Below are 8,616 nucleotides of genomic sequence, written 5' to 3'. Positions count from 1 at the left end.
CGGCGGCCACATCTGTCGCTAAAATACAAAACGCCCGATGAAGTTCATCGGGCGTTGTAAGGCCGAAAAGTGTCAACCTATAGCAGGACTAGTCAATGATTTCTTAGTGCGGGTGAAAAAAGCATAAAAAAAGGGAGCACTGTATAAACAGTGCTCCCGGTTCGTTTCGCAGCTAATCCGGCTACTTTTGTTGCTCCCTGCTCGTCCGTGACAACTATGTCCTGTGGTCTCCTGACCTACAATCCATCGTACTCGCGTCCTGCTACCATCATCCTGAGGTGTTCCGGCATCGTCCTGATGCAATATCCTTTAGTCTTCCAGACCCACCGAACGTCCTGGCTCGGCTCTCATTCTCCATCCTGGAGGTGTCCCTTACTCTTCCTGAGTGCTCCTTGCTTCATCATGAAGCCTTCCGTGCAACACCATCCTGGTGTGTTCCCCTTCTTCAATGAAGTGACATCATCCTGACATCTCCTTCATTTCCCGACATCCTGTCGACGGACATAGAATCCTCTATTTCGTTCAATCTCGCAAGGCACTCACAACCAATGCTTACGTTTCCTTTCATTCAAAAGCGACAAGAAATCAACACAACTAATTAATAAATAACAACTATTACATTAATTATTAATAAAACTCCGAATGAAAAGTTAGAGATCTCTTACAGCTTGTGTAAGAGATCTCTCACAAACTCAGCAGCGATCAACGCTTAAATAACCTGCGGTTGAAGCTCCTGAAGGAACAAACTCAATGACGGTGCGAGTGTTGTCCGCTGTTTAGTGCCGATTTTTTCCAGCACGACTTCTCCCGTGAGATTGCAAAGTGAAACCACTTCCATTTCGTCAGGCGTGGTAGCAAGGAACAGAGTCGGAGAGAGCTTCAGGCGCTTTTGTGTCACCAGATGGCCAATCAGATTTTCCTGAACGCGCTGAAAATCCTCTTCGCTCCAGGCCTGCAAAAGCGTTAATGCCTGATGACCAGACAAAGCGGGCATGTCGCCAGCATACTGAGTGGTATAAAACTGATGCGCACCAGCTTGCAGAGCAATATCCATCGCCCGTTCGACTGCGCTGAGATCGTTTGCAGGAGTAAAAGGCTGTGGTTGCCAGCGCACATCATTACCGGTTGTTGTCACGATACATGGTGAAGGTACACCATAGAGTTCTTCACTCGCGGGCCATCCCCCAGCCTGTTCACGCCATGCGTGACAAAAGCGATTCGTAAAATCTTCCAGCGCCTGACGTACGTCGTTATCCACCAATTTCTCACTCTCTCAAGGTGCGGTACAATAAAGACCAATTGTACCTGCATTCTATCGGTGACACATGTCTTATGAAAAACACCAGGCGCTGAGCGGCCTGACGCTAGGTAAGCCAACCGCTTACCAGGATCAATACCAACCGTCGTTATTACAAGCCGTACCACGTAGCCTGAATCGTGATCCACTCGGCCTACAGGCGGATAACCTACCGTTTAGTGGCGGCGATATCTGGACGCTATACGAACTGTCCTGGCTAAACAGCAACGGTTTGCCGCAGGTCGCCGTTGGGCATGTACAGCTTGATGCCAACAGCGTAAACCTGGTCGAGTCCAAAAGCTTCAAACTCTATTTGAACAGCTTTAACCAGACGCAATTTGCCGATTGGGAAGCCGTCGAAGAAGCCTTAAGACGCGATTTAAGTGCCTGTGCACAAGGCGACGTCAGCGTGGTGCTATTCCGCCTGCATGAGCTTGAAGGCCAGGAGATCGCCGCGTTCACTGGCGAGTGTATTGATGAGCAAAATATCACGATTGAGAATTACGAATTTAACGCCGATTACCTGAGCGGTGCGGCGGGCGATGAGATTGTCGAAGAAACGCTGGTCAGTCATTTGCTGAAATCCAACTGCCTGATTACCCATCAGCCGGATTGGGGCTCTGTTCAAATTCGCTACCGTGGCCCACGTATCGACCGCGAAAAGCTGCTGCGTTATCTCATTTCGTTCCGCCAGCATAACGAATTCCACGAGCAGTGTGTTGAGCGCATATTCAACGACATCCAGCATTTCTGCGCGCCGCAAAGCCTGAGCGTGTATGCACGTTACACTCGTCGCGGCGGTCTGGACATCAACCCGTGGCGTACAAATACCGATTTCCATCCGGCATTTGGCCGTCTGGTTCGTCAATAAGTGCGAAACACCTCGCAGCCTGCGGAGGGAATGTTGTTTTCAGGTTGTTAAATTCAACGCGCCAGGGCTATTGTAATCATTGGGAGCAGCACTTTACGCTTCGTAAGGAGTTAACTTGATTACACATATTAGCCCGCTAGGCTCAATGGATATGTTGTCGCAACTGGAAGTCGATATGCTTAAACGCACGGCCAGTAGCGACCTTTATCAACTGTTTCGCAATTGTTCACTTGCCGTACTTAACTCAGGAAGCCAGACGGATAGCAGTAAAGAGCTGTTGTCGCGTTACGAAAACTTCGATATCAACATTTTGCGCCGCGAGCGTGGTGTCAAACTCGAACTCATAAATCCGCCTGATGACGCTTTTGTCGATGGGCGAATCATCCGGGCTTTGCAAGCTAACCTGTTTGCCGTGTTGCGCGATATTTTGTTCGTCAACGGCCAGCTTTCTAGCGCTGGTCGCTTCCAGAATCTCGACCTGGAAGACCCTGCCAATATCACCAATATGGTGTTCTCGATTTTACGCAATGCCCGCGCACTACATGTTGGCGAAGCGCCAAACCTTGTCGTTTGCTGGGGCGGCCACTCCATTAACGAAAACGAATATCTCTATGCGCGTCGCGTCGGTACTCAATTAGGCCTGCGTGAACTTAACATCTGTACCGGTTGTGGCCCAGGTGCGATGGAAGCGCCCATGAAAGGTGCAGCGGTGGGTCATGCGCAGCAACGTTACAGAGAAAGCCGTTTTATCGGTATGACGGAACCGTCAATTATTGCTGCTGAGCCACCAAACCCGCTGGTGAACGAGCTGATCATCATGCCGGATATCGAAAAACGCCTTGAAGCGTTTGTTCGTATCGCGCATGGCATCATCATCTTCCCGGGCGGCGTGGGTACTGCAGAAGAGTTGCTTTATCTGCTCGGTATTTTGATGAACCCGCACAATCACGATCAAGTGCTGCCATTAATTTTAACCGGACCAAAAGAGAGTGCTGATTACTTCCGCGTACTGGACGAATTTATCGTCAATACCGTGGGTGAGCAGGCGCGTCGTCATTATCAAATCATTATCGACGACCCGGCTGAAGTGGCACGTCAGATGAAAAAAGCGATGCCAAGAGTGAAAGAGAATCGCCGTGAAACGGGCGATGCTTACAGCTTTAACTGGTCGATTCGTATTGTGCCAGATCTACAACTCCCGTTTGAGCCAACCCATGAAAACATGGCTAACCTCAAGTTGTACCCGGATCAACCGGCAGAACAACTGGCCGCCTCTTTGCGCCGGGCGTTTTCTGGCATTGTTGCGGGTAACGTTAAAGAAGGTGGGATCCGCGCAATTGAACAGTACGGGCCGTATAAAATCCACGGCGACGTACAAATGATGAAGCGCATGGACGATCTGCTGAAAGGCTTTGTTGCCCAGCACCGCATGAAATTACCAGGCAGTGCCTACATTCCTTGCTACGAAATCTGTACCTGAATCCCCAGGGCGGAGCAACTCCGCCCTTTTTTTTTCCTGAATTTCTCCCACTTTTTCTGACAAATTACCGTCAATTCCTCCAACCATAGTGTTACCGGTATCAGCATATTCATCTACACAAAAGGTGATGATTTTGTGCGCACTCGTTCCAGAAACCGTGTTTATACAGACAATTACGCTACACGATAAAAATGAAACGACGGTTTATTATCTAAAATAAAACACTTTTAAGGGTATAAATATCAATCAAAATCTCAAATGCAGACATAAAAACTGCAAAAAACCACACAAATAGTGGATTCTTACAATTGCGATCTTGATCACTGATGAATTGACGTCATGAATGTATCTTTCCGCCCTCTGATTATCACTGGCAAAAATTACTATAAAAGCGCCGTGAAACAGCATTTAGTTTCAGTGGTCAATGGCAATACATCGCGGTTGACTCAGATTTCGAATCAATATGTTCCTTTGGAGAAGTAGTAGATGGAAACCACTCAAACCGGCAGTATTGCCGCAGCCGAGAGCAAAAGCTCATGGCGCAAGTCCGATACCATGTGGATGCTGGGCCTGTATGGCACAGCGATTGGCGCAGGCGTATTATTCCTGCCAATTAACGCCGGCGTTGGCGGCCTGATTCCGCTGTTCATCATGGCGATTCTGGCATTCCCGATGACCTTCTTCGCCCACCGCGGGCTGACTCGCTTCGTGCTGTCAGGCAAAAACCCTGGTGAAGACATTACTGAAGTTGTTGAAGAACACTTCGGTGTGGGGGCAGGTAAAGTCATCACTCTGCTTTATTTCTTTGCTATCTACCCGATTCTGCTGGTCTACAGCGTAGCAATCACCAATACCGTCGATAGCTTCATCACCCACCAGTTGGGTATGGTTTCACCGCCACGCGCGCTGTTATCTCTGCTGCTAATCGTTGGCCTGATGACCATCGTTCGTTTCGGCGAGCAGATGATCGTTAAAGCGATGAGCATTCTGGTGTTCCCGTTTGTTGCCGCACTGATGGTTCTGGCGTTGTATCTGATTCCTAACTGGAGCAGTGCCGCATTTGAAACTATGTCTTTCAGCGCCTCACCGGCAACAGGCAGCGGCCTGTGGATGACTTTGTGGCTGGCAATCCCAGTGATGGTGTTCTCCTTCAACCACTCACCTATCATTTCTGCTTTTGCGGTAGCAAAACGTAATGAATACGGCGAAGACGCTGAGAAGAAATGTTCTCGCATCCTGTCATACGCACACATCATGATGGTGATTACCGTGATGTTCTTCGTATTCAGCTGCGTACTGAGCCTGTCTCCAGCAAACCTGGCTGAAGCAAAAGCACAGAACATCTCAATTCTGTCTTACCTGGCTAACCACTTTAACGCGCCAGTTATTGCCTGGATGGCACCGATTATCGCGATTGTGGCCATTACCAAATCCTTCCTCGGCCACTACTTAGGTGCGCGTGAAGGCTTCAACGGGATGATTATCAAATCCCTGCGTGGTAAAGGTAAGAGCATTGAAGTGAGTAAACTGAACCGCATTACCGCGATCTTTATGCTGGTGACAACATGGATTGTTGCCACTCTGAACCCAAGCATTCTGGGTATGATTGAAACCCTCGGCGGCCCAATCATCGCGATGATTCTGTTCCTGATGCCGATGTACGCGATTCAGAAAGTCCCAGCCATGCGCAAATACAGTGGTCATATCAGCAATGTATTTGTGGTAATTATGGGTCTGGTCGCTATTTCTGCTATCTCTTACTCTTTATACTCTCTGTTCATCTAACCGCTCTAAACCGCCTGCTCATGCGGGCGGTTTTTTCGCTTCTAAAGTTACTCAGGCAACGGACGCAACATGATTAGCGTATTCGATATTTTCAAAATCGGTATTGGCCCATCCAGTTCCCATACCGTCGGCCCGATGAAAGCCGGTTTTCAATTTGCTGACGATTTGAAAACGCAAGGGATTTTGCACAACGTCACGCGTGTCGTCGTAGATGTCTACGGTTCACTTTCCCTCACCGGTAAAGGTCACCATACCGATATCGCCATTATTATGGGCCTGGCAGGTAATCTGCCGGACACTGTCGATATCGATGCTATCCCTGATTTCATTCAGGATGTGAATACACACGGTCGTCTGCTGTTAGCCAACGGTCAGCATGAAGTGGAATTCCCGGTCGATAGCTGCATGAACTTCCACGAAGACAACCTTTCACTGCATGAAAACGGGATGCGCATTACCGCGCTCGCGGGCGAAAGCGTTATCTACAGCCAAACGTATTACTCTATCGGCGGCGGTTTTATCGTTGATGAAGCGCATTTTGGCGTGGAAGACACTCAACAAGTTGCCGTCCCATATCCGTATAAAAGCGCGGTTGATTTACAGCGTCATTGCAAAGATACCGGGCTTTCGCTGTCTGGTTTGATGATGCTTAACGAACGTGCAATGCGCCCACAGTCTGAAATCGACGCGCACTTTGCCAATGTCTGGGATGTGATGCGCAGCGGTATTGAACGTGGTATCACCACCGAAGGCGTGCTACCGGGGAAGATGCGCGTACCTCGTCGTGCTGCGGCATTGCGCAGAATGTTGGTCAGCAGCGATAAGAACAACTCCGATCCAATGGCAGTTGTCGACTGGATTAACATGTTTGCACTGGCGGTGAACGAAGAAAACGCCGCAGGTGGGCGTGTTGTCACCGCACCGACTAACGGCGCTTGCGGTATCGTTCCTGCGGTTCTGGCCTATTACGACAAATTTATCCGTGAAGTGAACACTAACTCTTGTGCACGATACTTCCTTGCCGCAGGTGTAATTGGTTCGTTGTATAAGATGAATGCTTCGATTTCAGGAGCCGAAGTGGGCTGCCAGGGCGAAGTTGGCGTGGCCTGTTCAATGGCGGCGGCGGGTCTTGCTGAGTTACTGGGCGGTAGCCCTACTCAGGTTTGTATTGCGGCTGAAATTGGTATGGAACACAACCTCGGTCTGACTTGCGACCCGGTTGCCGGACAAGTTCAGGTACCATGCATCGAGCGTAATGCGATTGCTGCGGTGAAAGCAGTGAATGCGGCTCGTATGGCACTGCGCCGTACCAGTGAACCACGAGTCTGTCTCGATAAAGTCATTGAAACGATGTACGAAACTGGCAAGGACATGAACGCCAAATACCGTGAAACATCACGCGGTGGCCTGGCGATGAAAGTTTCCTGCGATTAGGGATCATTGCCCTCACCCCGCCCCTCTCCCACGGGAGAGGGAGAAAACCGCACAATCCCCTCTCCTTTAGGATCTGTCTCTTATACACAACTCGCCCTGGCAATTTTGTCAGGGTAAGATCTGCAAGCCTCGCTGATTTTCCGTTCACCCGTGCGTTCAGTTATCTCTTTAATTCTAGAAAACGGTGAACGTATCAAGGGGTTAACGCCAACACCTTGATAATCCAGGCACCCGGCAAATCAATCGCCGCTAAAGCGGTAAACACCGTTTTTCACCCAACATTCGGGGTCGTTCGCGACCCGTTCCCGACGATCGCTCTCTCACGTGGTTCCCGACCACGTGACCCCGACTGAAGGGTAAAAAACGGCGCGATTGAAGCCGGGGACAAGGTCAAAACCGTTCTGGCTTTTGACTTTGACCTTGAATTTCTGGTCCGGCTTGGCAGGAAGCGGCCCTCAAAGATGTGACTAAGAGACAGCCTTTAGGATAGGGAGAAAACCGGACAATCCCCTCTCCTTTGGGAGAGGGTTAGGGTGAGGGGAAACAAACAACTCCTCACCCAAAAATCGACTAGCGCAAATCGCCTACCTTCACGTGATCCATATCATCGAACACCTGATTCTCACCCACCATACCCCAGATAAATGTGTACGCACGCGTACCCACACCTGAGTGAATTGACCAGCTCGGGGAAATCACAGCTTGCTCATTCTGCATCACGATGTGACGAGTTTCTTGCGGCTGGCCCATCATGTGGAAGACACAGCTATCTTGTTCCAGACCGAAGTAGAAATAAACTTCCATACGGCGCTCATGCGTGTGGCAAGGCATGGTGTTCCACAGGTTACCTGGTTCCAGCTCGGTCAAACCCATGCTCAACTGGCAGGTTTCCAGCACATCTGGAACGAAGTATTTGTTAATAGTACGACGGTTGCTGGTAACGCTGTCGCCCAAAGTCACCGGAGCAACATCGGCTGGAGTCACACGCTTAGTTGGGTAAGTGGTATGAGCAGGAGCACAGTTGTAATAGAAACGTGCAGGGTTTGCCGGATCAATGCTGGCAAACACCACTTCTTTAGCGCCTTTACCCACATATAAACCATCGCGGGTACCGATTTCATAGCAAGTCCCATCGACAGTAATGGTGCCCTGGCCGCCAATGTTGATAACCCCCAGCTCGCGACGCTCAAGGAAGTAGCTTACGCCCAACTGCTTACCGACTTCACCGCCAACACTCACAGTGCGAGTGACGGGCATCACACCACCAACAATGATGCGGTCGATGTGGCTGTAAGTCATGGTGTACTCATCAGCGGTAAAGATGGTTTCAATCAGAAACTCTTTACGTAAGCCCGCAGTATCCAGGGTTTTTGCATGATCACTATGAATGCTTTGACGAATGTCCATTACTTTTCCTTACTGGGATTAATGAGCGCAATAAAAGAAACACTCATTACTATTAATAAAAATTTAGCAATTAAAATATTGTTGATCACAAAGAATCCACATTTAACCGCACCACTTAGACAGTTTATCACCTGTATAGAAAAATAATGTGATCCAAATTGAAATATTGTTTCAATTTGATTGAATCATCATTCCAATGGATGGATAGTTTGTCTGGAGAGATCATCACCGAGGCATTGATGCTACGGTAAATCACTCGATAAGGTTAATGAAACAGCCATTCAGAGCAAACAACATCACTGACCTGACACTCTATACAACCAAGGAATACAAACGGCTCTC

General features: G+C 49.1%; 6 protein-coding genes. 4 read left to right on the top strand and 2 right to left on the bottom strand.

Translation table 11 applies throughout. The features are described 5' to 3' along the window. Positions 1-709: 709 nt before the first annotated feature. Positions 710-1,258: a SecY-interacting protein gene (gene syd, locus EC843_RS24060; RefSeq protein WP_064543852.1), complete on the bottom strand. Its 549-nt coding sequence runs from the start codon at positions 1,256-1,258 to the stop codon at positions 710-712. A gap of 67 nt (positions 1,259-1,325) precedes the next feature. On the opposite strand from syd, the gene queF reads away from it, so the two are divergent. The 4 genes from queF (at position 1,326) to EC843_RS24040 (ending at position 6,867) form a co-directional block, all read left to right on the top strand. Beyond that, positions 1,326-2,168: an NADPH-dependent 7-cyano-7-deazaguanine reductase QueF gene (queF, locus tag EC843_RS24055; RefSeq protein WP_121815003.1), complete on the top strand. Its 843-nt coding sequence runs from the start codon at positions 1,326-1,328 to the stop codon at positions 2,166-2,168. 115 nt (positions 2,169-2,283) lie between these two features. Next, a complete protein-coding gene (gene ppnN, locus EC843_RS24050; RefSeq protein ID WP_121815002.1) occupies positions 2,284-3,648 on the top strand; it encodes a nucleotide 5'-monophosphate nucleosidase PpnN in 1,365 nt (454 codons plus the stop codon). Between the two features lie 486 nt (positions 3,649-4,134). Next, complete coding sequence (locus EC843_RS24045; protein WP_064543846.1) at positions 4,135-5,433, top strand: HAAAP family serine/threonine permease; 1,299 nt, start codon at positions 4,135-4,137, stop codon at positions 5,431-5,433. Positions 5,434-5,502: 69 nt separating this feature from the next. Then, positions 5,503-6,867 carry an L-serine ammonia-lyase gene (locus tag EC843_RS24040; RefSeq protein WP_064543842.1) on the top strand — a complete coding sequence of 455 codons (1,365 nt, stop codon included), beginning with the start codon at positions 5,503-5,505 and terminating at the stop codon, positions 6,865-6,867. Positions 6,868-7,437: 570 nt separating this feature from the next. On the opposite strand, the gene kduI is transcribed toward EC843_RS24040, so the two are convergent. After that, positions 7,438-8,274: a 5-dehydro-4-deoxy-D-glucuronate isomerase gene (kduI, locus tag EC843_RS24035; protein WP_120063204.1), complete on the bottom strand. Its 837-nt coding sequence runs from the start codon at positions 8,272-8,274 to the stop codon at positions 7,438-7,440. Positions 8,275-8,616 lie beyond the last annotated feature (342 nt).

Origin of the sequence: Buttiauxella sp. JUb87, assembly GCF_004361975.1 — a bacterium.
Lineage (GTDB): Bacteria > Pseudomonadota > Gammaproteobacteria > Enterobacterales > Enterobacteriaceae > Buttiauxella > Buttiauxella ferragutiae.
The sequence above is the reverse complement of the archived record's forward strand: the minus strand, read 5'-3'. Positions and strand labels throughout refer to the sequence as shown.

What these genes read in the sequence shown, in the direction of transcription:
- queF (WP_121815003.1), top strand. Translation starts at nt 1,326, where the DNA reads ATGTCTTATGAAAAACACCAGGCGCTGAGCGGCCTGACGCTAGGTAAG.
- EC843_RS24045 (WP_064543846.1), top strand. Translation starts at nt 4,135, where the DNA reads ATGGAAACCACTCAAACCGGCAGTATTGCCGCAGCCGAGAGCAAAAGC.
- EC843_RS24040 (WP_064543842.1), top strand. Translation starts at nt 5,503, where the DNA reads ATGATTAGCGTATTCGATATTTTCAAAATCGGTATTGGCCCATCCAGT.
- kduI (WP_120063204.1), bottom strand. Translation starts at nt 8,274, where the DNA reads ATGGACATTCGTCAAAGCATTCATAGTGATCATGCAAAAACCCTGGAT.